Origin of the sequence: Hamadaea sp. NPDC050747, from assembly GCF_040654195.1 — a bacterium.
GTDB lineage: Bacteria > Actinomycetota > Actinomycetes > Mycobacteriales > Micromonosporaceae > Hamadaea.
In genome coordinates this window covers 457905-479725 of the sequence record NZ_JBFAHM010000003.1, presented here as the reverse complement: position 1 = coordinate 479725, position 21821 = coordinate 457905, and the positions used below count along the sequence as shown (strand labels likewise).

General features: G+C 69.7%; 20 protein-coding genes and 1 tRNA gene. 12 read left to right on the top strand and 9 right to left on the bottom strand.

What is annotated here, in order from left to right:
• Positions 1-26: 26 nt before the first annotated feature.
• The 3 genes from AB0H43_RS08585 to nudC are packed head-to-tail and all read left to right on the top strand — an operon-like array spanning position 27 to position 3609.
• On the top strand, positions 27-1367 hold the full coding sequence (locus tag AB0H43_RS08585; protein WP_359998380.1) for a pitrilysin family protein: 1341 nt from the start codon (positions 27-29) through the stop codon (positions 1365-1367).
• Positions 1364-2689, top strand: a complete 1326-nt coding sequence (locus AB0H43_RS08580; protein ID WP_359998378.1) for a pitrilysin family protein — start codon at positions 1364-1366, stop codon at positions 2687-2689. The genes AB0H43_RS08585 and AB0H43_RS08580 overlap by 4 nt, the downstream gene beginning before the upstream one ends.
• 5 nt (positions 2690-2694) lie before the next feature.
• The gene (nudC, locus tag AB0H43_RS08575; RefSeq protein ID WP_359998377.1) at positions 2695-3609 is read left to right on the top strand and encodes an NAD(+) diphosphatase; all 915 of its coding nucleotides are present in this window, start codon (positions 2695-2697) and stop codon (positions 3607-3609) included.
• 42 nt (positions 3610-3651) lie between these two features.
• Here nudC and AB0H43_RS08570 read toward each other — a convergent pair whose 3' ends face one another.
• From AB0H43_RS08570 to AB0H43_RS08550, 5 genes are all read right to left on the bottom strand, one after another.
• The gene (locus tag AB0H43_RS08570) at positions 3652-4917 is read right to left on the bottom strand and encodes an MFS transporter (protein WP_359998375.1); all 1266 of its coding nucleotides are present in this window, start codon (positions 4915-4917) and stop codon (positions 3652-3654) included.
• Positions 4918-4933: 16 nt separating this feature from the next.
• Complete coding sequence (locus tag AB0H43_RS08565; protein ID WP_359998373.1) at positions 4934-5503, bottom strand: helix-turn-helix domain-containing protein; 570 nt, start codon at positions 5501-5503, stop codon at positions 4934-4936.
• A gap of 99 nt (positions 5504-5602) precedes the next feature.
• Positions 5603-5848: a hypothetical protein gene (locus AB0H43_RS08560; protein ID WP_359998371.1), complete on the bottom strand. Its 246-nt coding sequence runs from the start codon at positions 5846-5848 to the stop codon at positions 5603-5605.
• A 183-nt stretch (positions 5849-6031) separates the two neighbouring features.
• On the bottom strand, positions 6032-6925 hold the full coding sequence (locus tag AB0H43_RS08555; protein ID WP_359998369.1) for a DUF5753 domain-containing protein: 894 nt from the start codon (positions 6923-6925) through the stop codon (positions 6032-6034).
• Between the two features lie 201 nt (positions 6926-7126).
• A complete protein-coding gene (locus AB0H43_RS08550; RefSeq protein WP_359998367.1) occupies positions 7127-7360 on the bottom strand; it encodes a mycoredoxin in 234 nt (77 codons plus the stop codon).
• 81 nt (positions 7361-7441) lie between these two features.
• Here AB0H43_RS08550 and AB0H43_RS08545 point away from each other — a divergent pair, with 81 nt between their 5' ends.
• From AB0H43_RS08545 to AB0H43_RS08530, 4 genes are all read left to right on the top strand, one after another.
• Positions 7442-9544 carry an ATP-dependent DNA helicase UvrD2 gene (locus tag AB0H43_RS08545; RefSeq protein ID WP_359998366.1) on the top strand — a complete coding sequence of 701 codons (2103 nt, stop codon included), beginning with the start codon at positions 7442-7444 and terminating at the stop codon, positions 9542-9544.
• A gap of 129 nt (positions 9545-9673) precedes the next feature.
• Entirely contained in the window at positions 9674-9994 is a 321-nt protein-coding gene (locus AB0H43_RS08540; RefSeq protein ID WP_359998364.1) for a hypothetical protein, read from the top strand.
• 128 nt (positions 9995-10122) lie between these two features.
• Positions 10123-10482 carry a WhiB family transcriptional regulator gene (locus AB0H43_RS08535; protein ID WP_253763687.1) on the top strand — a complete coding sequence of 120 codons (360 nt, stop codon included), beginning with the start codon at positions 10123-10125 and terminating at the stop codon, positions 10480-10482.
• 83 nt (positions 10483-10565) lie between these two features.
• The gene (locus AB0H43_RS08530; RefSeq protein ID WP_359998362.1) at positions 10566-10721 is read left to right on the top strand and encodes a hypothetical protein; all 156 of its coding nucleotides are present in this window, start codon (positions 10566-10568) and stop codon (positions 10719-10721) included.
• A 78-nt stretch (positions 10722-10799) separates the two neighbouring features.
• On the opposite strand, the gene AB0H43_RS08525 is transcribed toward AB0H43_RS08530, so the two are convergent.
• The 3 genes from AB0H43_RS08525 to AB0H43_RS08515 all read right to left on the bottom strand — a co-directional run bounded on the left by AB0H43_RS08525 (position 10800) and on the right by AB0H43_RS08515 (position 13418).
• Positions 10800-12134: an AarF/ABC1/UbiB kinase family protein gene (locus AB0H43_RS08525; protein ID WP_359998360.1), complete on the bottom strand. Its 1335-nt coding sequence runs from the start codon at positions 12132-12134 to the stop codon at positions 10800-10802.
• A 46-nt stretch (positions 12135-12180) separates the two neighbouring features.
• Positions 12181-13116 (bottom strand): hypothetical protein, encoded by a 936-nt coding sequence (locus AB0H43_RS08520; RefSeq protein ID WP_359998358.1) that lies wholly within the window; start codon positions 13114-13116, stop codon positions 12181-12183.
• A 158-nt stretch (positions 13117-13274) separates the two neighbouring features.
• Positions 13275-13418 (bottom strand): DUF5679 domain-containing protein, encoded by a 144-nt coding sequence (locus tag AB0H43_RS08515; protein ID WP_359998636.1) that lies wholly within the window; start codon positions 13416-13418, stop codon positions 13275-13277.
• Positions 13419-13690: 272 nt separating this feature from the next.
• Here AB0H43_RS08515 and AB0H43_RS08510 point away from each other — a divergent pair, with 272 nt between their 5' ends.
• Positions 13691-14224, top strand: a complete 534-nt coding sequence (locus tag AB0H43_RS08510) for a M48 family metallopeptidase (RefSeq protein ID WP_359998356.1) — start codon at positions 13691-13693, stop codon at positions 14222-14224.
• Between the two features lie 31 nt (positions 14225-14255).
• Here AB0H43_RS08510 and AB0H43_RS08505 read toward each other — a convergent pair whose 3' ends face one another.
• Positions 14256-15572: a zinc-dependent metalloprotease gene (locus tag AB0H43_RS08505; protein ID WP_359998354.1), complete on the bottom strand. Its 1317-nt coding sequence runs from the start codon at positions 15570-15572 to the stop codon at positions 14256-14258.
• Positions 15573-15756: 184 nt separating this feature from the next.
• Here AB0H43_RS08505 and AB0H43_RS08500 point away from each other — a divergent pair, with 184 nt between their 5' ends.
• The 4 genes from AB0H43_RS08500 (at position 15757) to recQ (ending at position 21820) form a co-directional block, all read left to right on the top strand.
• Complete coding sequence (locus tag AB0H43_RS08500) at positions 15757-16773, top strand: PDZ domain-containing protein (protein ID WP_359998352.1); 1017 nt, start codon at positions 15757-15759, stop codon at positions 16771-16773.
• A gap of 75 nt (positions 16774-16848) precedes the next feature.
• The gene (locus AB0H43_RS08495) at positions 16849-19713 is read left to right on the top strand and encodes a UPF0182 family protein (protein WP_359998351.1); all 2865 of its coding nucleotides are present in this window, start codon (positions 16849-16851) and stop codon (positions 19711-19713) included.
• 116 nt (positions 19714-19829) lie between these two features.
• Positions 19830-19903: transfer RNA gene (locus AB0H43_RS08490), tRNA-Met, on the top strand.
• Positions 19904-20008: 105 nt separating this feature from the next.
• Entirely contained in the window at positions 20009-21820 is a 1812-nt protein-coding gene (gene recQ / locus AB0H43_RS08485; RefSeq protein ID WP_359998349.1) for a DNA helicase RecQ, read from the top strand.
• Position 21821 lies beyond the last annotated feature (1 nt).

The following is a 21821-nucleotide window of genomic DNA, read 5'->3' as shown; positions in this document are numbered from 1 at the left end:
GGAGAACTCTGCGCTAGGGTCGGGGGGTGGCTTTGGCGATCGAGATCCCGCGCACCCGCTATCCCGTCGAACAGTTCACTCTTCCCAACGGCCTGCGGGTGGTGCTCGCCCCGGACGCCAGCGCCCCGGTGATCGGCGTGGCCGTCGTCTACGACGTCGGCATCCGCTCCGAACCGGAGGGCCGGACGGGCTTCGCGCACCTCTTCGAGCACCTCATGTTCCAGGGCAGCGCCAATTTGGAGAAGCTCGCCCACTTCCGGCACGTGCAGGGAGCGGGCGGCACCTTCAACGGCTCCACCCACCTGGACTACACCGACTACTTCGAGACGTTGCCGAGCAACGCGCTCGAGCGGGCCCTCTTCCTGGAGGCCGACCGCATGCGCGGGCCGCGCCTGACCGAGGAGAACCTGCGGAATCAGGTCGACGTGGTCAAGGAGGAGATCCGGGTCAACGTGCTGAACCGGCCCTACGGCGGTTTCCCCTGGCTGAAGCTGCCGCCGGTCATGTTCGACACGTTCCCGAACGCGCACGACGGCTACGGGTCCTTCGTCGACCTGGAGTCGGCGACCGTCGAGGACGCGGCCGACTTCTTCCAGCGCTTCTACGCCTGTGGCAACGCGGTGCTCTCCGTCGCCGGCGACCTCGACGTGGACGAGACGCGCAAGCTCATCGAGAAGCACTTCGGCGACGTCGAGGCCCGCCCCGCCCCGGTACGCCCCGACTTCAGCGAGCCCGATCTCACCAGTGAGCGGCGGGAGTCCTACACCGACCGGCTGGCCCCGTTGCCGGCGGTCGCCTCGGCTTGGCGGGTGCCAGACCCGGCCACCGACCTGCAGGGCTACCTGACCCATGTGGTGCTCGCCGAGGTGCTGACCGACGGCGACGCCTCCCGCCTGGTCGAGCGGCTCGTCCTCAAGGACCGGACCGTCACCAGCGTCGGCGGCTACATCGGCTTCATGGGCGAGCCCTTCGAGGTGCGCGATCCCACCGCGCTGCTGCTCCAGTCGCACCTGCCTCCGGGCGGGAACATCGACCGCGTCCTCGCGACCGTCGACGAGGAGCTGGACCGGCTCGCCACCGACGGCCTGGTCGCCGGGGAGCTGGCCCGGACGCAGGCTCGGATGGCGACGCACCTGCTGCGGGACAACGACGCCGCGCTCAACCGCGCCCTGCGGATGGCGGTCCTGGAGCAGCAGCGGGGCGACGCGAACCTGCTCAACGAGCTGCCGCAGCTGATCGCCGCGGTGACCGACGAGCAGATCGTCACCGCCGCGGCGGCGCTGCGCCCGAACCGGCGCGCGTCCGTCGAGGTCATCCCCGGTGCCGGCAATGGCGCCAACGGTGCAGCCCAAGGAGACGAGCAGTGACCCACACGCTTCCCGACCTCGGCCCCAACCGGCCGCTGACGCTCCCGCCGCAGGCGGAGAAGACGCTGGCCAACGGGCTGACCGTGATCGCGATCCGGCGTGCGGCCGTCCCGCTCGTGGAGGTCCGGCTGCGCGTCCCGTTCGCCGGGGCCGACCTGGCGAGGTCCGCGCTGCTGGCCAACACGCTCTTCTCCGGCACGGCGGAGCTGACGACCGTGCAGATCGCGGCCGAACTGCAGGCGGTCGGCGGCGCGCTCGGCGCGGGCGTCGACCCCGACCGGGCGATGATCTCGGGCAACTCGCTCGCCTCCGGGCTGGACCGGCTGATGGAGATCCTCGCCCAGGTCCTGACCGGGGCGACCTATCCGGACTCCGAAGTGGAGACCGAGCGGGCCCGGCTGGTCGACCGGATCCAGATCGCCCAGTCCCAGCCGTCGCACCTGGCCCGGGTCGCGCTCCTGAAGCGCATGTACGGCGACCACCCGTACGCCGTCCAGACGCCCTCGGTCGCGCAGGCCCAGGCGGTCGACCGTGACCAGTTGCTCGGCCTGCACGGTGCTCGGCTGCACCCGTTCGGCGCCCACCTCATCCTCGTCGGCGATCTGGACCCGGAGAAGGTCATCGAGGTGGCCGAGCGCCGTCTCGGCGACTGGACCGGCAACGGAGACCCGGTCGAGCTGCCGCCCACGCCCGCCCTGGTGCCGGGTCCGCTGCTGCTCGCCGATCGGCCTGACTCGGTCCAGTCGTCGCTGCGTATCGCGCTGCCGGCGGTTCCTCGCAAACACCCCGACCACGCCGCGCTGCAGCTGGCCAACCTGGTCTTCGGTGGATACTTCTCGAGCCGCTGGGTGGAGAACATCCGGGAGGACAAGGGCTACACCTACGGCCCGCACTCGCTGATCGACCACTCGATCGCCGGATCGGCTCTGCTGGTCAGCGCCGAGGTGGCCACCGAGGTGACCGCGCCGGCGCTGGTGGAGACGCTCTACGAGCTGGGCCGGATCGCGACCACCCCGGTCGAGGCGGCCGAGCTGGAGCAGGCCCGGCAGTACGCGCTCGGCACGCTGCAGCTGGGCATGTCGACGCAGAGCGGTCTGGCCGGCCTGGCCAGCACCTACGCCGGTTACGGATTGCGGCTGGACTTCCTCGCCGAGCACTCCGCCCGCCTGGCCGAGGCGTCCGTCGCCGACGTCGCGTCCGCGGCCGAGAAGTATCTCGGCCCGGCCAAGGGCGTCGTGGTCGTGCTGGGTGACGCGAAGGTCGTCCAGGAGTCGGTGTCGGCGATCGCGCCGGTGACGGTTCAGGCCGCCGCGCCGGAATGAGTTCGATGCCAGACCTTCCTCCGCTGTCCCGGTCGGCGATCGACCGGGCGGCACACCTCCGGCGGGACCCCGAGGCGCTGGCCGATGCGTGGGAACGCGCGTGGGTGCTGGTCGTCGGGCCCGATGACAAGGCGTTGGTCCGCGACGGGCGGCTGGTCTTCCTGCCGTCCGCCCAGGCGCCCCAGGGTGAGCGGCTGTTCCTCGGCCTGGCCGGGGAGCAGCCCTACTTCGCCGTCGACGGGGACCTCGTCCCAGAGGCGGTCACCGGCGAGGCGCCGGAGCTGCTCGGCGAGCCGCAGCACCTGTGGCAGATCGGCGACACGTTGTCGGATTTCGACTCCGGCCTGTTCACCGAGGCGGTCGCGTTGATCAAGTGGCATCGCGACCACCTCTACTCCCCGACGACCGGCGAGAAGACCGAGATCAGCGACGGGGGGTGGGTCCGGCGGGAGTCGGACGGAACCCAGCACTTCCCGCGTACGGACGTCGCGTCGATCGTGCTCGTCCACGATGGACATTCCGGTCCCGAGGGCCGGGCGCTGCTCGGCAGCAACGCGATGTGGGCGAAGGCGGCCCGGAAGCGGTACTCGACGCTGGCCGGGTTCGTGGAGCCGGGCGAGTCCGGCGAGGCGGCCATCGCCCGGGAGGTACGCGAAGAGGTCGGCGTCGACATCTTCGACATCACCTACATCTGCAGCCAGCCGTGGCCCTTCCCGCGTTCGCTCATGCTGGGCTACCTCGCCCAGGCCGATCCGGCGGCGACGATCACGACCGATCCCAGCGAGATCGTGCACGCCCGGTGGTTCACCCGGACCGAGATCGAGGCCGCCATGGCCGACCCGGAGCGGGCCGAGATCGCGTTGCCGATGAAGGCGGCGATCTCGACCTTCCTCATCCAGCGCTGGCTCGATCTCGCCTAGCTCCAGCTCGATTCTCGCGCTGGATCAGGGATCTCGGTCGAATCATGGGGCAAGATTCGACCCGGATCCCTGATCCAGCGCTATGAGGGAGGGCTCGTCGACCGCGGGGGAGGGGGTGGCGGCGGCCGGTGGGGTGAGCCGCCGCCCCGCCCAGACCCAGATGCCGGCGATCGAGACGACCAGCGCCATGACGCCGAGCAGGATGCGGTAGTCGACGATCCCGACGAGGATCGCCCCGGCCCCGATCGAGAGCGCCTGCGGGCCGCTGATCAGGGCGTCCATCGCTGCCGACGTCCGCCCCATCAGCTCGGCGGGCGTCGTGCGCTGCAACAGCGTCTGCAAGCCCACGATGAGGTAGGGCAGGCCGAAGCCGCAGAGCACCATCGCCGGGAAGGCGGCCCAGACGTTCTGGTAGACCGCGCCGATGAAGTACATCGGGACGAACAACATGAGCCCGGCGGCGACGGTGCCGACCTCGCCGAAGCGGCGCATCACCGCGGCGGCGGTCAGCCCGCCGAGCAGCCCGCCGACGCCTTGGACGCTGATCAGTACGCCCAGGAACGCCGCCGGCTTGTGCAGACCCTGGTCGTTGAAGGCGAAGAAGACCGACTCGCCGAGGCCGAAGACCAGAATGGCCAGGGTCGTGCCGAGCACCGCCAGCCGTAGGCCCGGCTGTCCGAACAGCTGGCGCACCCCGGCGGTGACTTCGGACATCCAGCGCTGCTCTGTGCGTACCGGCTGATCCTCCTGAACGCGCAGCGCGGTGATGACGCCCGCCGCGATGAGGAACCCGAGGATGCCGAGGGTGGCCAGCGCCCAGCCGCCGAAGGCGGTGTAGAGCCCGGCGCCGAGCAGCGGAGCGAACAGCCGGAGGCCTTGTTTGACGGTCTGGAGCGCGCCGTTCGCCTCGCCGAGCTGCTCGACGGGGATGACTTCCTTGATGAGCCCGTTGAGCGCCGCGCCGACCGCGATGAAGGAGAGCCCGTACGCGGCCGCGACCGAGTAGATGATCCAGAGTTCGCCTCGATCGTGGACGAGGTACAGCGGGGCCAGGATCACCGCGGAGAAGAGGTTCGTCGCGATGAGGAAGGGCCGGCGCTTGAAGCGGTCGGCGAAGAAGCCGACGAACGGCGCGAGCACGATCGGGGCGACCAGGGCGAAGAAGGTGGCTCCGGCCAGGCTGTCCGAGCCGGTCATGTCCTTGACCCAGATGCCCAGGGCGAGGAGCAGCACGGACTCGGCGGTCATGCTGAAGAAGAGACCGGCGAACAGCAGCCGGAAGGCGGGTCGGCGCAGCACCGTGCGCATGCGGGCGTCGCTCCTCTCAGTGCTCGGCGGGGATGCCCCAGGCGAGCATCCGGACCGGTCGGGCGTTGTCGGGGCGCAGTGCGGGATCGGCGAGCCGATCGAGGTGGCGCAGCAGGAGGTCGGAGATCTTCGACCCGATCTCGTCGAGTTCCTCCGGGGTCAGCCAGGTGATGCTCTGGTTGAGAAAGGCGGCTTCCCGCCACTCGGCGTCGTGCTTGCTCCGCCTTTCCTGCCACGAGTGCAGCTCGGACAGCTCGTACTGGAGCATGACCTCGGAGACCGCGTCGCCGGCCGCGGTGATCTCCGGCGCCTCATCGGGAGCGCCCCAGCGGTTGCCGGCGGGCACGAAGCGCCACGGTCGTTGGCGGCCTTGGCCGCCCGGGGCGTCTTCGACGTAGCCGTACTTGGCGAGCTGACGCAGGTGCCAGGAGCAGTTCGGCGCGGTGTCGCCGACCCGCTCGGCCAGCTCGGTGGCGGTCGCCGGGCCGCGTAGCGCCAGCTCCTGCAGCAGTTTCATGCGCAGGGGATGAGCCAGCGCTCGTAGCGCCTGTGGATCGGTGTGTTCGCGCATCCGGAACTCGGCCATGCCCTCAGCGTACGCGATTAAAGGGTTCTTTCAAAAGAGGTGTTTAAAAAGCCCCTCCGGTACGCGGGAGGGGCGTCACATCGAAGGGAGCGTCTGTTGTCAGATGAGGCGGGGCTGGCCAAGTTTGAGAACTTTGACCCGTTGACGGCCGGCCCGTACGGCTCCTACGGAGGCGAGCGCGCGGGCCAGGCGCAGGGCTGCCTCGAGGGAATCGGCCTCGGCGGTCTGCCGTCGGGGCTCGGGTGACTCGGTCTCGTCCCGCAGCGGTGCGTCCTCCGACCAGAGCGCGTCGATGTCGTTAAGGTCGACCGGCCTGACTTCGGTCCGGATTATGAGGTACCGCATGTGACGTCTCTCCGTGTATCTGCCCAGGGCGGCGGAGGGTGCTCGAGGAGATCCATCGGTGGAACTTCCACGAGTGGTGAGGACTATGGTGCGGTAAACCACGGAGCGTTAACAAGGACTTCACCCCGATCGGGCTTCAGGCCCGCCCGTTCGGGTGATCTCCTCAGGATCGTTCAGCGGATGTCAGCGCGTCGCGTTGACATGTCGGCTCAGCCAGTCCACAGTCGCCTCCGGGTCCAGCGCGGCCGACCGCAACCACTCGTAAACCTTGGCATATCTGCTGGCCGCAGTCCTGTCGGTGAGGGTCAGATCACTCGCAAGCGCCTCCACCGCGACGGTCGGCAGATCGCCCGGGTCGGCGAAGGTGTAGATCGAGAAACCGTGCTGTGGCTGGAAGAAATCGCCCACTTGAGACTCGCGTGGCAGCACCCGCAAAGTTACGTTCGGTAACGATGCCACCGCGCGAAGGTGGTGGATCTGTCCAGAAAGGACTTCGAGCGGGGCGCTGCGGCCGGCCAGCGCCGCCTCGTCCAGGACGGCCTCGTACGCGGGCGGATCGGCCTCCCGCGTCAGGATGCTCTGCCGGGCCATCCGCGCCTCCACCTCGGCCTGCGGATCGTGCCGTTCGTCGTCCTCCCGCTGGCTCGGCAGGGTCTGGAGGGGGCGCGAGGACATGATGCGGATTCGGGCGTACTCCGGGGTCTGGAGCAGGCCCGGGATGGTGGCGGCGGCGTACTCCCGGATCTGGGTGGCGCCGCCCTCCAGCTCGGCGTAGCCCCGCTGGCGAGCCGTCATCACGGCGTACGCCCGGATCCAGCGGGTGTTGCCCGCCTCCCGGGCGATGGCCACCAACTCGTCGCGACTGTCCCCGCGGACCTGGTAGAGGTCGAGCAGATCGAGGATGTCGGCCAGGTCGGGCCGGCTCTTGCCGTTCTCCAGCCGGGACAGCTTCGACTTGGCCGCCCAGCCGACCTGTTCGACCACCTGATCGCCGGTGAGCCCGGCCGCGATGCGCAGACGCCGCAGCTCGAGACCGAGGCGGCGCCGGCGCATGACCGGGCTCGGCGTTCGCTGCATCGGGGCGGGACCTCCTCACGTGCGCCGCGCTGACCTCGGCCGGCGCGGGCTTCCCGCTCCGCCGCCGGGCGGCCTTCGCGGGACTGCGATGGTCCGGGCACGCACAGTGACCGAGGACAGAGCATAGGCCGAGAATGCGGTTACCGCTCAGTACGCCGCGCGTACCGAGGCGGGCCGGGAACCCGACAGCAGCCCGCGGCGCTACACGCCGAGGTGGTCCTTGACTTGACCGAGGCTCGGATTCGTCATCGTCGTCCCGTCGGCGAACCGCACTGTGGGGACGGTCTGGTTGCCGCCGTTGACGCTCATCACGAACTCGGCCGCCGTGGGGTCCTGCTCGATGTCGACCACGGTGTAGCCGATGCCCTCCCGGTCCAGCTGGGACTTGAGCCGGTGGCAGTAACCGCACCATGTGGTGGAGTACATCGTCAGCATGCTCTCGGCCTTTCACGCTTTCCGAACAGGGGAGGTGTCTGACGGTGGCAACGTCAGAGCCGCCTGGAATGATTGCACGCTGTGGCAGGTGACTCAGGACGGCATGATCCACTGCGGGGTCTCGATCCGGAGCAGCTGGCGGCGGTGACCGCGCCGGCCGGTCCGGTCTGCATCCTCGCCGGGGCCGGCACCGGCAAGACCCGGGCCATCACCCATCGCATCGCCTACCGCGTGGTCGACGATCAGGTGCAGGCCCGCCATGTGCTCGCGGTCACGTTCACCGCTCGGGCGGCGGCCCAACTCCGGGAACGGCTCGCCGCTCTGGGCGCGACCGGCGTCTCGGCCCGCACCTTCCACGCCGCCGCGCTCCGGCAACTGCGCTACTTCGCCCCCCGCCTGTTGCGAGGCCGGGAGATGCCGGAGCTGATCGACAGCAAGGCCCGGCTGGTGACCCTGGCGGCCGCCCGCGCCGGCGTACGCGCCGACCGCACCACCGCACGCGACCTCGCGGCCGAGATCGAGTGGGCGAAGTCCAGTCTGGTCGAGCCGAGCGAATACGAGGTCGCTGCGGCCAAGGCCCAGCGCGAGACGCCGTTGCCCGCCGCCGAGACCGCGCAGGTGTTCACGGCGTACGAGCAGGTCAAGCGGACCGCCGGGGCGATGGACTTCGAAGATCTGCTGCGCGCGATCGTCTGGGGGATCGAGGAGCACTCCGACGTCGCCGAGCAGATCAGGGCGCAGTACCGGCACTTCGTGGTGGACGAGTATCAGGACGTCAACCCGCTGCAGCAGCGCCTGCTCGACGCGTGGCTCGGCGGCCGCCGGGATCTGACCGTCGTCGGCGACGCCGCCCAGACCATCTACTCCTTCACCGGCGCGACCTCCGGCTACCTCATCGACTTCCCGCGTCAATTCCGCGAGGCGACAGTGGTCCGGCTCGTCCGCGACTACCGGTCCACTCCGCAGGTGGTGGGCCTGGCCAACGCGGTCATCCGCCAGGCCGGCGGAGTCGAGGCCAAGCTGCGGCTCGACCTCGTCGGCCAGCGCCCGGACGGTCCCGTGCCGGACGTGCGGCAGTTCACCGACGAGCCGACCGAGGCGGCCGCGGTCGCGGCCCGCTGCGCGGAGCTGATCGCCTCAGGCGTCCCGGCGGCCGAGATCGCCGTGCTCTTCCGGGCCAACGCCCAGTCGGAGGCCTATGAGGAGGCGCTGGCCGAGGCCGCGGTGCCCTATGTCGTACGCGGTGGTGAGCGGTTCTTCGACCGCGCCGAGGTACGCCAGGCGATGATCGCGTTGCGGTCGGCCTCCCGCGGTGAGCTGGAGGGCAGCGTCCCGGACGCGGTCGCGGCGGTGCTCCGCGGTCTGGGCTGGGAGCCGTCGCAGCCGCCGTCCGGCGGAGCCGCCCGGGAGCGCTGGGAGGCGCTGGCCGCCCTGCATCGGCTCGCCCAGGAGATCGGCTCGCCGACGCTCACCGAGTTCACCGAGGAGCTGGGCCGGCGCGCTGACGCCCAGCACGCCCCGACCGTCGACGGCGTGACGCTGGCGAGCCTGCACTCCGCCAAGGGACTCGAATGGGACGCCGTCTTCCTCGTCGGCCTCGTCGAGGGCACCCTGCCCACGGCGTACGCCAAGACGCCGCAGGCGGTGGAGGAGGAGCGCCGGCTGCTCTACGTCGGCGTGACCCGCGCCCGGCAGTGGCTGTGGCTCAGTTACGGGCAGTCCCGGTCGCCCGGCGGCCGAGCTCGCAAACCTTGCCGGTTCCTGCCGCAATTGGGCGGCTCGGACGTCCCCCCGCAGCGGAAGGGTCCGTCGAAGGTCGACCGTCGCCGGGCGATCGCCGTCTCCTGCCGGGTCTGCGGGGCGACGCTGCTCGGCGGCTCGGAACGCAAGCTCGGCCGGTGCCAGACCTGCCCCTCGGATCTCGACGAGGAACTTTTCGAACGACTCCGGGAGTGGCGGTCGCGAGTCGCCGCCGAGCAGGGTGTGCCGGCGTACGTGGTGTTCACCGACGCGACCCTCACCGCCCTCGCCGAACGGCGTCCCACCAGCACCGATGACCTCTTGCGCATCGCCGGCATCGGGCCTCGGAAAATCGAGCTCTACGGTGCCGCCGCATTGGCGCTCCTCAACGGAGCCGACGTCGACGATCTTGTCGGCGAAAAAAACTTGGCAACGGAACCGTAAAATCATTTGCGCCTGCTCAAGCAGGCGGAATAACCTTCGGTCACACCAGTTCGAGCGGCGGGAGCGATCCTGCCCGGGAGCTAGACCAGAGCGCGCCGGCGAGAGCCGGACGCGGAGAGCAGTGAGGAGGTGAGCCAGGTGGTTCTGATGACGTGGACGACGACGCCGCAGAGACTGCCGATGCTCGCTTCTGCCTGCGCGTCGAACGGTGGCACCAGTCTGCCCACTATCGCCCAGCTCAGCCTGGGTGGCGATGTGTTGAAGACCCGCAAGCCGGGTCACGTCATCGGAGGAGTCTCTCCGGTGGCAGCGCAGCGGCCGCAGACCGTCCTGAACCCGGAGCAGATCCAGGTCCAGGACCCGCGCGGCGGCTACGCGGAGAAGCCGGAGTTCATGTCGACCAAGGTCGATGGACTCCGCGGTGTTCCGCCTCGAGGTAGGCCGGTCTAGAAAACAGACCACCGGCTCACCTCGAGGCCGCGGAACCCGTACACCGGGATCCGCGGCCTCATTTATTTGCCACTACGGCCACCCCCTGGGGAAGAACCCCCAAGAAGGAAGAAGAGGTGAGTAGGACTATGAGTCTGGCGTTGGCCCCAGCTCTCGACGTCCCCGTCGAGCTGGGTGCGGAGCTGCCCTGCCGGAAGTTCGACCCCGACCTGTGGTTCGCCGACGCTCCGGCCGAGCTGGAGCTGGCCCGAGCCCTCTGCGGCGACTGCCCGCTGCGGGCCGAGTGCCTGGCGGGCGCGTTGGAGCGGGCCGAGCCTTGGGGCGTCTGGGGTGGTGAGATCTTCGACCGCGGTGCGATCGTGGCGCGCAAGCGTCCTCGTGGCCGTCCGCGCAAGGAGGACCTCGCCCGGGACGCCGACCTGCGGGCCGAGACGGTCGCCCGGGTGGCGACGGTCACCGGCCGCGAGTCGGTCCGTCTGGCCGCCTGAACCGAACAGCACAGCAGCGAAGCACCAACCCAGCCGGGTCTTACCGGCTACATCCGATAAATGAGTGAGAAAGAGAGAAGGAAATGAATCCGTCGAGTGGAATCGCCGAGATGTATCTACTGAACGAAGCGTTGACGCGGGCGCGAATGCCCGAGCCTCAGGCCGAGGCACCCCGCACCGCGAAGCGCATCGCCATGAAGGCGCTGCGTAAGCAGGCCCGCCAGTCGGGCTCCTTCTGATCGGTAGATCGACGACGACACACCAGCGCCCGGGTCCGCGAGTACGCGGCCCGGGCGCTTTCCTGTGCGGCGGTGTGGCTAGACGGTCTCGGGCTCGAAGCCCGGCAGGTACTCGGCGATCACGTCGCGATAGGAGGCCTTGGCCTCCAGTTGGCACAACACGCCGATGGTCCCCATCGTGACGCGCTGGATCATCAGGTACGCCGGCGGCAGGTTGAGCTGCCGGCCCATCGCGTAAGCCGGGCTCTTCGGGCTGGCGATCCGGGCCGCCTCGCCGCGCAGCCAGGACCGGGTGAACCGGAACTCCTCGGCGCGCAGCGGTTCGAGCATCGGGTCGATCCACTCGAGGATGGCGGGCGCGTCGATGTCGACGTCGGGCTTGACGAAGCCCTCCTCGCGCAGCCCTTTCAGGACGCCGTCGGCGTCGCCTTCGAGGGCGAGCCGGGTGAGCCGGCCGATCGGCTCGGGCAGCCCGCCGGGGAGCCGGGCCACCGCACCGAAGTCGATGACGCCGAGCCGTCCGTCGGGCATCAGCCGGAAGTTCCCCGGATGCGGGTCGGCGTGCAGCATCCCCGCGCGCTGCGGCGCCGAGAACGCGAAGGTCGCCAAGAGCTGACCTGCCTGGTCGCGGTCGCCGACGGTGCCGGAGTTGATGACCGCCGACAGGGGCGTGCCCTCGATCCACTCGGTGATCAGCACCCGAGGGGCGCTCATCAGCACTCGGGGGATGTGGAACTGCTCGTCGCCGGCGTACGCCTCGGCGAAGATCCGCTGGGAGGCGGCCTCGAGATCGTAGTCGAGTTCCTCGACGACCCGCGCCTTCAACTCGGTGACCAGCGGCTTCACGTCGAGGCCGGGCTGGATCACGCCGAAGAGAGCGGAGAACCGAGACAGCTGGTTGAGGTCGGCGACCAGGGCGTCGCCCGCCCCCGGGTACTGGATCTTCACGGCGACCGGCAGACCGGTGCGCTTGCGGGGCACCTTCCACTCGGCCCGGTGGACCTGGCCGATGCTGGCCGCGGCGGCCGGATGATCGTCGAACTCCTTGAACAGACTGCGCCATTCCGGGCCGAGCTGGTCGGCGAGGACCTTGTGGACACTGGCCGCCGGCAGCGGCGGCGCCGCCTCCTGCAACTTCGTCAGCGCCTGGCGATAAGGTCCGGCCAGCTCCTCGGGCAATGCGGCCTCGAACACGCTCAGCGCCTGGCCGAGCTTCATCGCACCGCCCTTGAGCTGCCCCAATACGCTGAACAGCTGCTCGGCCGTGCGCTCCTGGATCCCGGCCGCCACGACGTCGGCCGCCATCCCGGTGACCCGCTTGCCGAACCCGAGGACGGTACGCCCGGCGAAGCCGAGCGGCAGCGACGCGAGCTTGGCGGTGCGGGCTACGGCTCGGCGTGGAATGTCGGTCACCGGGCCATTCTCCCTCATCCGAACGTCTGTCATCGGTCCGACATCCTCACGGCGGGCAAGCGCAAGCGGGATGCCGCTCCCATCGCCGTCGGCGGATCTCGTCGGCTCCGGAGATCTCCACACTAGCCCCGATCAGCGCAGACGGCCCCCCGTCGAGCAGGGTGAGTGCCTCGGCGATCGTCCGGGCCGCCGCCGCGAGCACGGTCACCGCCGAACACGGCGGCTCGGTCTCCAGGGAAGCGGGCAACTGCGACTCCAGGTGCTGCCAACGGGGATCACGGTCGACCCGGTGCAGCCCCAGACACCGCAGACAGGGGCCGTGAGCCGCGACGACCATCGGCCCGACGGTCACGGCGGCTTCGCGTACCGTCACCAGCAGCAGCGGCAGGGACCGGGCGGCCGGCAGCCGCCCGCCGGAGATCTCGACCCGGAGGGCCGCGCCGCCCGCGCGTACTCGGGGGCCGCCGACCCGGTCCGGAAGCAGCGCCTGCGGCTCGGCCGCCTGCGCGACACGGCGTACTCCCGCCTCCCGGAGCCCGTCGGCCACCGTCTCGGCCAGTCGCCCGCCGCCGCCGATCACGACGCGAGAACGCGCTCGCCGCCGCAACACCTCGGCCGGCGTCCGGGGCGGTTGCTCCAACGCCAGCGCGCCCGCCTCGGCGCTGAGGCGCTCACGGTCCGTGGCCGGCAGACCGGCCGGGAGCAGTGCGTCCGCGGCGATCACCAGGCCGCGGTCCATCAGATCGCGCAGGAGGGTACGCGTGGCTTCCTCGCTCATGCCCAGTGCGGCCGCCTGGTCGAGCAGCATTCGTTCGGTACGCGAACCGTCGAGCAGGTCGAGCAGCCGACCGGCCGACGGATGCGCCAGCTCGAGGACGACCGCCCGCCGTTGATCCAGCCCCAGCTGCACGCGGCGGCGATCCCGCCAGAGCGGGCGTACGCCGGGCAGCAGCAGCGGCCGGGGCTGACGGCGATGGCTCACGCACCGGATTCTGCTGCGTACGCGGGGTCGGTCACCGGCCGATCCACAGGTTATGCACAACCTCGATCGGGTTATCCACAGAAATCGGCCGGTTATCCACAGGATGCGGGCCCCAGCTGTCGGTGTGCTGACAGCCGGGGCCCGAAAGGTCGGACGGGTCAGGCCTTGCCCAGAATGCGGTTCACCGTGGTCCCGCAGACGGGGCAGGGGCCCTTCGCCATCTTCATTCCGGTCTTCGAGACAGTAACGGTGCCCTGGAAGTCGCGCTTCTCCTTGCACTTCACGCAGTACCCGTTGTACATCTCAGCCACGATGTCCTCCTGTTGCCCTTTCGCCCGCCCATATGCGACAGGCTCGCCCGGAAGTGTGCCTTCCCCACGTCATCGGATATGTCAGGTACGCCGGGACACGCCGGGCGGGCCCGAGATGATCTTCGGCGCTTTTGTCCAGTACCCGAGTTTTGCGAAGAAAAAAGGCGTGGGACAGGTCTTGCGCACCCCTGCACTCCGCCCGCTACCGTCCAACGCATGAACCGGCTGAACGTCACCGCCGGCGTGAGCTGAACCTGCCATCGATGGCGGACCAGCGGACGCCCGTCGTTGAGGTGCGGCGCAGTGAGCGCCGACGCCGGACGGTTGCCGCCTACCGCGAGGGTGAGACGGTCGTCGTTCTCATACCCAGCCAATTCTCCCGGGCCGAGGAAACCGCCTGGGTCGACAAAATGCTGGCCAGGCTGGAAGCCAAGGACAAAAAGGGCGCCCGCTCGGACGATGCGTTGATGGCCCGGGCACGCCAGCTCGTCGCCCGATACTTCGCCGACTACGACGCCGCCGCGATCCCGGTCGGGGTGCGGTGGGTCTCCAATCAACGCGGCCGGTGGGGCTCGTGCTCACCCGACGACCGGACCATCCGGCTGTCGGACCGGCTCCGGGACATGCCCATCTGGGTGAGCGACTACGTGCTCGTCCACGAACTGGCCCACCTGATCGAGCCCAACCACGGCGCGGCCTTCTGGCGGCTGGTGGCCCGGTACCCGAAGACCGAACGCGCCCGCGGCTTCCTCGAAGGCGTCGCGGCGGTCGCCGGCAACGCCTACATCGAAGACTGACGCCGCCGGCTGAGCAGCCGACGGCGTCGCCTCACTTCCCGTCGTCGGGCTTGTCGTCCGAGTCGGAGTCGTCGGAGTCGGGCTTGTCGTCGGGGGCGGTCGGCGTCTCGCCCTCCATCAACTTGCGCAGGTCGGACTCGAAGTCGCCGAGATCACCCAGGGACAGCTGACCGGCGGCGTACGCCTCGGGGTCGGTGAAGTCGTCGTCGGTGGGCAGCAGGTCGGGGTGCCCCCAGAGGGCGTCCCGCCCGGCGATCCCCCGATGCTCGGCGAGGGCGGCCCAGAGCCGGGCGGCCTCCCGCAGCCGGCGCGGCCGCAGCTCCAGCCCGACCAGGGCGGCGAAAGTCTGCTCGGCTGGTCCGCCGGCGGCCCGGCGACGGCGGAACGCCTCGCCCAGTTTGGCCGCGTTCGGCAGGCGCCCCTCCGCCGCGGTGTCCACGACGTGGCTGACCCAGCCCTCGATCAACGCGAGGACGGTCTCCAGCCGCCGCAGCGCGGCCTGCTGAGCCGGGCTGTCCTCCGGGGTGAAGATCCCGGCCATCTGCAGTTCCTGCATCGAGCTCGGGTCGCTCGGGTCGATGCGGCCCATCGCCTCCTCGATCGCGTCCCGGTCGACGCGGATGCCGCCCGCGTACGCCTCGACGGCGGCGAAGACGTGGCCGCGCAGCCACGGCACGTGGCTGAACAGGCGCTGGTGAGCGGCTTCCCGGAGGGCGGCGTAGAGGCGCACCTCGGACGGGTCGATCTCCAGCCCCTCCCCGTACGCCTGGACGTTGGCCGGGACCAGCGCACCCGTGCCGGCCGGCCCCAACGGGAGGCCGATGTCACCGGCGGAGAGCACCTCGGCGGCGAGCGAGGCCAGCGCCTGCCCGAGCTGGCCGCCGAAGACGGCGCTGCCCAGGGCGGTCAGCATGCCCTGCATCATGCCCAGCTGCGCTCGCGCCTCCTCGGGGACGAGGTCGCCCATCGCCCCAACCATGCGGGACGCGACGGGGTCGCAGAGTTTGCGCCAGGCGTCGAGGGTGTGGAAGAGCCATTCGTTGCGATTCCACGCAGCGGTGTTGGTGAGGCCGGTCGGCCACGCCGTCAGCGGTTCCAGCCACAGGTCGGCCAGGCGCAACGCCTCGGTGACCGCCGCGCGGTCGGCCGGGGAGACGCCGGGGTCGCCCGCCGAATTGAGCTGGCTGGTCGCCACCTGCCGGGCCAGGTCCCAGTTGACCGGGCCGTCGGTGGCGGCGCTCTGCGCGAGCATGTGCTGCAGTCCGGCGAGGAACTGCTGCATCTGCCGCGGATCGTTCGGGTCGGGCTGCCCGCCCGGCAGGCTGAAGCCGAAAGGAGTGTCAGGCACGTACTCCACGGTACGCGAAGTTGAGTCGTACTGACTCAGGGAGGCCCCCGATCCTGGCTGTACATCTCCTGTGCGCTGCGCTGTGCGTACAAGCTGGGTCCTGACGATCCCAGCTTGGCCTCAGCGACGGTGCTGCGCCCCATCGCGCGGAATCAGAAAGTGGGCCTGATCTAGTGTTGTCGCCATGAGACGTCGCGGGTGGACCGTTGTCGCGGGGGCCGTGCTGGCCGCGCTGCTGGTGTTCCTGATCGGCCAGGCGCCGGTGAAGTACGTGATCCTCGGCCCGGGACCGACCTTCAACACCCTCGGCAGCTACGACAAGAAGCAGGTGATCCAGGTCACCGGCGCGACCACCAGCACGAGCCAGGGCCAGCTGCGGATGGTGACGGTCAACGTCACCGACGACATCGACCTGCTCTCGGCGATCAAGGCGTGGTTCGACCCGCAGCAGAAGGTCGTCCCGCGCGAGCTGGTCTACCCGCCCGATCAGAGCAACGAGCAGGTCGAGCAGGAGAACAAGGAGGCCTTCCAGGAGTCGCAGTCCAGCGCGGAGACGGCCGCGCTGCGCGAGCTCGGCTACCCGGTCCAGGTCACGGTCTCCGAGGTCGCGGCCGACGGCGCGTCGGCCGGCAGGCTCGCCGCGGGCGACGTGATCCAGACCGTGGACGGCCAGCAGGTCACCTCCACCCAGAAGCTTCAGGAGCTGGTACGCGGGAAGCCGGTCGGCACCGAGCTGGCCGTCGTCCGCAAACGGGGCGACGCGACCGAGACGGTGAAGATCGCGACGAAGGCCGGTGACGACGGCACGCCCCGGATCGGCATCTCCGCCGAGAACAAGCAGCCGCACCCGTTCGAGATCACCTACCACCTGGAGAACGTCGGCGGCCCGAGCGCGGGGCTCATGTTCGCGCTGGGCACGATCGATACCCTGAACACCGAGGACCTGACGGGCGGCAAGGTGATCGCCGGCACCGGGACCATCGACGACGAGGGCAATGTCGGCGTGATCGGCGGCATCGCGCAGAAGCTGGTCGGCGCCAAGGACGACGGCGCGACGTTCTTCCTGACCCCGGCCGGGAACTGCGAGGAGGCCGCGGCGAACGCGGTGAAGGGCCTGAAGCTGGTCAAGGTGGAGACGCTGGACGGGGCGCTGCAGGCGCTGTCCGACATCCGCGCGGGCAATCCGACGCCGACCTGCTGAGCCGAGCTGCTTTCAGCGCCGTGCGGCGCGCTTGAGGTCGCGTGCGAGCGCGCCCTGGATGCCTAAGCTGACAGGGTGACTCTGGCTGAGCATCCCCCGCTGGGCCGTCGCGGACGCATCGCCCTCGTGGTGGTCGTCAGCTCACTGGCCGTCCTGCTCGTCCTCGGCTGGGTCGTCGCCCTGTGGACCGACTGGCTGTGGTTCGACGAGGTCGGCTTCCGCTCGGTCCTCACCAAGGAGCTGAGCACCCGCGTCGGCCTGTTCGTGGTGGCGACGCTGGCCACCGGTCTCTTCCTGGTCGGCAACCTGGCGCTCGCCGTCCGCCTGCGGCCCTTCCTGCCGCCGGGCGCGGGCGGTACGCCGGCCGAGGAGACGCTGGACCGGATGCGGTTCGCCCTGGCCGGTCGGCTCGGCCGGTGGCTCGTCCTGCCCGCCGCGGTCGTGGCCCTGCTGTTCGGGCTCGGCGCGCAGGGGCAGTGGCAGACCTGGTTGCTGTTTCGCAACGCGCAGCCGTTCGGGCAGACCGATCCGCTGTTCCACCGCGACATCGGGTACTACGTCTTCGAGCTGCCGTTCTGGCAGTTCCTGCTCGGCCTCGGGTTCACCCTGATCACCTTGACCCTGCTGGGCTCGACCGCGATGCACGTCATCTACGGCGCGGTACGCCTTCGCGGCCGCGGCGACCGCATCACGCCGGGCGCCCGCACCCATCTGACCGCGCTGATCGCGGCGTACGTGGGGTTGAAGGCGATCGCGTACGAGCTGGACAAGAGCGCTCTGGTGCTCGACGGGAACTCCACATACGACTTCAACGGCGCGGGCTACACCGACGTGCACGCCGTCGTCTCGGCCAAGGAGATCCTGTCCTACCTCGCGATCGTCGTCGCCGTCGCGATCCTCGTCGTCTCCAACGCCGTGCTCCGCAATCTGGTGTGGCCCGGCGTCGCCCTCGGGCTGCTGCTCATCTCGGCGATCGCCATCGGCGGGGTCCTGCCGTGGTGGGTGCAGACCTTCAAGGTGAACCAGACGCCGACGCTGGAGCAGCCGTACGTGCAGGACGCGTTGCGCGCGACACGCACCGCGTACGGGTTGCGGGACGTGACGGTCGAACGCTACGCCTCGGCCAACACGCAGGCGCCCGCGTCGCTGCTGACCGACGAGACGATCGCCCGCAACGTCCGGCTGCTCGACCCGGCCATCGTGGACGAGTCGTTCACCCAGCTCCAGCAGGTCCGGCCGTGGTACGACTTCGGCGACAAGCTGGACGTCGACCGGTACACGGTGAACGGCCAGACCAGCGACTACGTGATCGGCATCCGGGGCATCGACTACGCCAGGCTCACCGGGCCGCAGACCAACTGGCAGAACAAGCACATGGTCTACACCCACGGGTACGGCCTGGTCGCCGCACCGGCGGACCGGGTGGGCTGCGGCGGGGGACCCTACTTCGTCTCCGGTCTCCTCGGCGGCTCGGCCACCGGGGCGAACTGTTCGGCGGCGGTCGACCAGCTCGACATCGAGCAACCCCGGATCTACTACGGCGAAGGGTTCGACGAGTACGCCGTCGTCGGCGGCGCGGACCAGCCGATCGAGTACGACCGGCCGTCCGACGACGCGGCGTACTACACCTACTCCGGGTCGGGCGGCGTACGCCTGGACTCGGCGTGGCGGAAGACGCTGTACTCGCTGGCGTACATGGAGACCCGGTTCCTGCTGAACGACCAGGTCACCGACGACTCCAAGGTCCTCTACGTCCGGGATCCACGGGAACGGGTGCAGAAGGTCGCGCCGTTCCTGACCCTGGACGGCGACCCCTATCCGGCCGTGGTCGACGGGCGCATCCTGTGGATCGTCGACGGCTACACCACCTCCGCGCACTACCCGTACGCCCAGCGCGTCAACCTGCGCGACGCCACCAACGACGCCCTGACCGGAACCGGGACCACCGCCCAGGCCGGGCAGGAGATCACCTATCTGCGCAACTCCGTCAAGGCGACGGTCGACGCCTACGACGGCACGGTCACGTTGTACGAGTTCGACCCCGGCGACCCCGTGCTGAAAGCCTGGAACAAGGCGTTCGGCGACATCATCACGCCGCACCCCTCGATCCCGGCCGCCTTGGCCGCGCACTTCCGGTACCCCCAAGACCTGTTCAAGGTCCAGCGGGATCTCCTCACCCGCTACCACGTCGCCGACGCGACGAGCTTCGCCGCCGCCAGCGACCAGTGGAAGGTGCCGAGGGACCCGGCGCAGCCCGGCAAGACGGCCAAGCAGCCGCCGTACTACCTCTACGCCCAGCCCCCCGGCGCAGCTCAAGAGCAGCCGCGGTTCCAGCTGGTGTCGGCGCTCACCCCGGCCGGCAACCGGGACAATCTCGCGGCACTCGTCTCCGCGTCCTACGTCGGCGGGAGACCCGAGATCCGGGTGCTCGAGCTGCCCAAGGACACCCAGACCGCCGGGCCCAACCAGGCCGCCCAGCTCATGGAAGGGCAGGAGGCGGTGCGTACGGACATCAACATCTGGGGCAAGAACGTCCAGCGCGGCAACCTGTTGTCCCTCCCGTACGCCGACGGGATGCTCTACGTCCAGCCGCTCTATGTGAACAACACCACTGATCCGAAGTATCCGCAGCTCCGCAAGGTCCTGGCCCTCTACGGCACCAGGATCGGGTATGCCGACACGCTGGAAGGTGCGCTCGCTCAGCTGGCCGGGGCCGACGCCCCGCCGGGGTCGCCGTCGACCGTTCAAGCGGCTGTCGCCAAGATCCAGAAGGCGCTCGCTGATTTGAAGGCCGCTCAGCGTACGGGGGACTTCGCCGCCCAAGGGCAGGCGTTGGCCGAGTTGGAGGCCGCTCTTCAGGAGTTCTCCGCCGCCACTGCTGCGTCGCCCACGGGGGCGGTGCCGTCGCCTTCGGCGACCGCCCCGCCTCCCTCCGGCTAACTGTCCCGCCGACCCCATGACGGATCGCCGGCGGCCATGATCAACGGAGGTGATCCAGATGTCGGCGGGTATGGATTTGGCAGCCCGTTCGCCCTGGGGTAATCTTTAGAAGCCGACGCGGGGTGGAGCAGCTCGGTAGCTCGCTGGGCTCATAACCCAGAGGTCGCAGGTTCAAATCCTGTCCCCGCTACTCAGTAGCCAAGGGCGCTTATCCAGTGGATAAGCGCCCTTGACCGTCTTCTCCGGGAAACGCCGGAACGGTGGTGATGTCGGAGTCGGTCCGTAGGATCGACGGGTGCAGGAGCCCCGGGAAGTACTCCGCAAGATCTTCGGCTACGACTCCTTCCGCGGCGAGCAGCAGGAGATCATCGACCACGTCATCGGCGGCGGCGACGCGCTGGTGCTGATGCCGACCGGCGGTGGCAAGTCCCTCTGCTACCAGATTCCCGCGCTCCTCCGAGACGGCGTCGCCGTGGTGATCTCACCGTTGATCGCGCTGATGCAGGACCAGGTGGACGCGTTGACCGCGCTCGGCGTACGAGCCGGTTTCCTCAACTCCACCCAGGACCTCGAGACGCGGCGCGAGGTCGAGGCGGCGTTCCTCAGCGGTGATCTTGACCTGCTTTACCTCGCGCCCGAAGCGTTGAGCGGCGGCTCGGCGATGAGGTTGCTGGAGCGGGGCCGGATCTCGCTCTTCGCCATCGACGAGGCCCATTGTGTCTCGCAGTGGGGCCACGACTTCCGGCCCGACTATCTGGCGCTGTCGGTGCTGCACGAGCGCTGGCCGGAGGTCCCGCGGATCGCCTTGACGGCCACTGCGACGACGGCCACCCGGAACGAGATCGCCAGCCGGCTGAAGCTGACCGAGGCGCGGCTGTTCGTCTCCAGCTTCGACCGGCCCAACATTCGCTATCGCATCGTGCCCAAGGTCGACCCGCGCAAACAGCTCCTCGAACTGGTGCGGACGGAACACTCCGGTGACGCGGGCATCGTCTACTGCCTGTCGCGTGCGTCCGTCGACAAGACTGCGGAGTTCCTCGTGGCCAACGGGATCGAGGCGCTCGCGTACCACGCGGGGCTGGACGCCGCGACGCGCGCCGCGCACCAGGCCCGCTTCCTGCGCGAAGACGGCCTGATCATGGTGGCGACGATCGCGTTCGGGATGGGCGTCGACAAGCCCGACGTACGCTTCGTCGCCCATCTCGACCTGCCGAAATCAGTCGAGGGCTACTACCAGGAGACCGGTCGAGCCGGTCGGGACGGATTGCCGGCGACCGCCTGGCTGGCGTACGGGTTGCAGGACGTCGTCCAGCAACGCAAGATGATCGACTCGTCCGAGGGCGACAACGCCTACCGGCGCGGGCTCGCCGCGCATCTGGACGCCATGCTGGCGCTCTGCGAGACGACCGAATGCCGCCGTGCGCAGCTGCTGGCGTACTTCGGTGAAACCAGCGAGGCCTGCGCCAACTGCGACACCTGTCTGGAGCCGCCACAGTCCTGGGACGGAACGATCGCGGCGCAGAAGCTGCTGTCGACGGTGCTGCGGCTGCAACGCGAACGCAACCAGCGATTCGGCGCCGGTCAGTCGATCGACATCCTCCTGGGCCGCAAGACCGACAAGGTCGTCCAACATCGGCACGACGAGCTGTCCGTCTTCGGCATCGGCACCGAACTGCAGGAATCCGAATGGCGTGCGGTGGTTCGCCAGCTGCTCGCCCAAGGCCTGCTCGCCGTGGAAGGCGGCTACGGCACCATCTCGCTCACCGACGGCAGCGCCGCGGTGCTCAGCCGGCAACGCGAAGTCCTGCTCCGCAAGGAACCTGAGCGTACGCGTCGATCCGCCGCCGGAACGGCGAAGAAGGCGGCAGCCTCCGCAGACCTCAGTCCAGTGGCAGCGCCGATCTTCGAGCGGCTGCGCGCGTGGCGGGCGGCGACCGCGAAGGAGCAAGGCGTCCCGGCGTACGTGATCTTCCACGACGCGACGCTGCGGCAGATCGCCACCGAGGCGCCCGCTTCGTTGGCGGCCTTGGGCACCGTGAGCGGAGTGGGAGAGAACAAGCTCGCCAAGTACGGCGACCAGATCCTAGCGGCCCTCGCCGAGCATTGAC

What these genes read in the sequence shown, in the direction of transcription:
- AB0H43_RS08515 (WP_359998636.1), bottom strand. Translation starts at nt 13,418, where the DNA reads ATGTACAACGGGTACTGCGTGAAGTGCAAGGAGAAGCGCGACTTCCAG.
- AB0H43_RS08500 (WP_359998352.1), top strand. Translation starts at nt 15,757, where the DNA reads ATGAGACGTCGCGGGTGGACCGTTGTCGCGGGGGCCGTGCTGGCCGCG.
- AB0H43_RS08510 (WP_359998356.1), top strand. Translation starts at nt 13,691, where the DNA reads ATGGCGGACCAGCGGACGCCCGTCGTTGAGGTGCGGCGCAGTGAGCGC.
- AB0H43_RS08570 (WP_359998375.1), bottom strand. Translation starts at nt 4,917, where the DNA reads ATGCGCACGGTGCTGCGCCGACCCGCCTTCCGGCTGCTGTTCGCCGGT.
- AB0H43_RS08530 (WP_359998362.1), top strand. Translation starts at nt 10,566, where the DNA reads ATGAATCCGTCGAGTGGAATCGCCGAGATGTATCTACTGAACGAAGCG.
- AB0H43_RS08535 (WP_253763687.1), top strand. Translation starts at nt 10,123, where the DNA reads ATGAGTCTGGCGTTGGCCCCAGCTCTCGACGTCCCCGTCGAGCTGGGT.
- AB0H43_RS08565 (WP_359998373.1), bottom strand. Translation starts at nt 5,503, where the DNA reads ATGGCCGAGTTCCGGATGCGCGAACACACCGATCCACAGGCGCTACGA.
- AB0H43_RS08560 (WP_359998371.1), bottom strand. Translation starts at nt 5,848, where the DNA reads ATGCGGTACCTCATAATCCGGACCGAAGTCAGGCCGGTCGACCTTAAC.
- AB0H43_RS08550 (WP_359998367.1), bottom strand. Translation starts at nt 7,360, where the DNA reads ATGCTGACGATGTACTCCACCACATGGTGCGGTTACTGCCACCGGCTC.
- nudC (WP_359998377.1), top strand. Translation starts at nt 2,695, where the DNA reads ATGCCAGACCTTCCTCCGCTGTCCCGGTCGGCGATCGACCGGGCGGCA.
- AB0H43_RS08555 (WP_359998369.1), bottom strand. Translation starts at nt 6,925, where the DNA reads ATGCAGCGAACGCCGAGCCCGGTCATGCGCCGGCGCCGCCTCGGTCTC.